At 64.3% G+C, this 2700-nt stretch carries 2 protein-coding genes and 1 pseudogene; all 3 read right to left on the bottom strand.

From position 1 onward, the window contains the following. Positions 1–671, bottom strand: a pseudogene (locus tag ACE3OO_RS20125) (rRNA cytosine-C5-methylase); the annotation flags it as partial. Between the two features lie 165 nt (positions 672–836). Continuing rightward, complete coding sequence (gene guaB / locus ACE3OO_RS20120; RefSeq protein WP_374305876.1) at positions 837–2300, bottom strand: IMP dehydrogenase; 1464 nt, start codon at positions 2298–2300, stop codon at positions 837–839. Positions 2301–2433: 133 nt separating this feature from the next. Further along, the coding region (locus ACE3OO_RS20115; RefSeq protein ID WP_374305874.1) for a hypothetical protein at positions 2434–2700 on the bottom strand (267 nt) is incomplete at its 5' end.

Here is a 2700-nt window from a genome sequence, read left to right as displayed (position 1 = left end):
ACCTCGATGAGCCCGTCCTGGAAGCATTTCAAGGCGCCCATCGGCGGCCTGCCCTCGACGCGGATGCCGAGCGGCGACAGATTGGTGGGTGCAGCCTTGATGTCGGCCGCCGCCAGGGCTTCCAGCGCCTGCTCACGTGTCGCCTTCAAGCTGTTGGTGCGGAGGTCGGTCGCGGCCTCTTCGATCTGGGCCGCCATTTCCTGCTCGAAATTAGGACCGAAACGTTTGACGAGGCTCTTTTCGATCCAATGCGGGTATTCGAAGCGCACCCATTTGGGCTGCGCGCCGGCCTTGAAATCGGCGGTTTCGAGGAAGCCCGCGAATGAACGTTCGGTGCGGTTGAGCTGCTTGGGGCGGTAGTCGCCGCCGTCGAAGGAACCCGCGATCTTGTCCGCCGTCCAGCCGTCGATGAGGGCGAGCTTGGCGATGACGCGCGCGCGCTCAAGATGCGGCAGGCCCTGTTCCGACTGGAACTCGCCGATCCACCAATCGATCTTGGCCATCTGGCGCAAGACCGCATAGGCATGGTCGAGGATGGCGCGCCGGTCCGAGCCGCCGATATAGCGCCGGTTGCGGAAGAAGGCCGCCGAGGTGCGGTCGGCCGGTGCGCTGCCGCCATGGATCTCGGTCAGCAAATCGATAGCCGCCTGAATGCGGGCGCCGGGGGTCATGATGTTCGTTCCATATCCAGTATCGGTATGAGCGCGCCGCTCAGTAACCCCCTCGCCCCACGTTAGTGGGGAGAGGGTTGGGGTGAGGGGCGCTACACCGGATCCGGCCCAACCACCCCCTCACCCTACCCTCTCCCCCAAAGGGGGCGAGGGAATTCAAGGGAGCTACATATTCTGCCGGTAGTTCGGCGCTTCGCGGGTGATCTGCACGTCATGCACATGGCTCTCCTGGAGCCCGGCATTGGTGATGCGCACGAAGCGGCACTTGGTCTGCATGTCGGGGATGGTGGCGTTGCCGGTATAGCCCATCGCCGCCTTGAGGCCGCCCACCAGCTGGTGGATGACCGTGCCGGCCGGGCCCTTATAGGCAACGCGGCCTTCGATGCCTTCGGGCACCAGCTTCAGCTTGTCGGAAACTTCTTCCTGGAAATAGCGGTCGGCGGAACCCCGCGCCATCGCTCCCAATGATCCCATGCCGCGATAGGATTTGTAGGAGCGGCCGTTCAAGAGGAACACTTCGCCCGGCGCTTCGTCGGTGCCGGCCAGAAGCGAGCCCACCATGCAGCAATCGGCGCCGGCGGCGATGGCCTTGGCGACGTCGCCGGAATATTTGATGCCGCCATCGGCGATCACCGGAATGCCGGATTTATGCGCCCGCTCGGCAGCGTCGGTGATGGCAGTAAGCTGCGGGACGCCGACACCGGCCACGATGCGGGTGGTGCAGATCGAACCCGGGCCGATGCCGATCTTGATCGCGTCAGCGCCGGCGTCGATGAGCGCCTGCGCACCTTCAGCGGTCGCCACATTGCCGGCGATGACCTGGGCGGCGTTGGAGAGGCGCTTTACCGCGGTGACGGCCGAGAGCACGCCGGCGGAATGGCCATGGGCAGTATCGACCACGACCACGTCGACGCCGGCTTCGAGCAGGGCTTCGGCCCGGCGCAAGCCGTCTTCGCCGACGCCGGTCGCTGCGGCGACGCGCAGGCGCCCGTTCTCATCCTTGCTGGCATGGGGATAGGCCTGGGCCTTTTCCATGTCCTTCACGGTGATGAGGCCGATGCAGCGATAGGCTTCGTCGACCACCAGCAGCTTTTCGATGCGGTATTGGTGGAGGAGCTTCCTGGCTTCGTCGCGGTTGACGCCGGGCTTCACCGTGACCAGCTTTTCCTTGGTCATGAGGTTGGCGACCGGCTCGTCCATTTTGGAAGCAAAGCGCACGTCGCGATTGGTGAGGATGCCGACCAGCTTGCCGGTATTGCGCTCGACCACCGGAATGCCGGAGATGGAATGGGTTTCCATCAGGTTGAGCGCGTCGGCCAGGGTCTGGTCGGGATGGATGGTGAGCGGGTTGACGACCATGCCGGATTCGAACCGCTTCACGCGGCGCACTTCCTCGGCCTGGCGGGCGATGTCGAGATTCTTGTGGATGACGCCCATGGCCCCGTTCTGCGCCATGCAGATCGCCATACGCGCTTCCGTCACCGTGTCCATGGCGGAGGAGAGCAGGGGGATATGAAGGTTGATGCGGCTGGTGAGGCGCGTGCCCGTATTGGCCTGCGCAGGCAGGACCTGGGAATGCGCGGGTTCAAGGAGAACGTCGTCGAATGTAAAAGCGTCGCGGATCTGCATCGCACCAACCTTGCGGATATGAAAAACCGCCCCCCGTTTTTAAGGGGCGGTATGGGTTGGCGCCTCATCATACAGATTGGGGGGATTCCCACAAGGCCCGGGGGTCTGCGCCCAACGCTGGTCGGGGATGCGCCTAGGGGAGATGCTGGAAACGCGCGGCCAGGAAATCGAAAATCGTATCGGGATCAGGGGCTTGCAGCAGCCGGTGCGGCGATGTGTCCGCGGCCGGCTGCCAAATGAGGCCGCCAAGGCGCGGCGAGGTGCCTGTTTCGACCCTGAACCGCGCATGATTCACGGCAAAGAGATCCGGGCGCAGCAGGTAGACCATCACCAGCGGATCGAACAGCGCATCGGCCTTGGATTCGTGGACATAGGCGCGCAGCAGATCGGCCACGTGGCG

Origin of the sequence: Ferrovibrio sp., assembly GCF_041906005.1 — a bacterium.
Classification (GTDB): Bacteria; Pseudomonadota; Alphaproteobacteria; order Ferrovibrionales; family Ferrovibrionaceae; genus Ferrovibrio.
The sequence above is the reverse complement of the archived record's forward strand: the minus strand, read 5'-3'. Positions and strand labels throughout refer to the sequence as shown.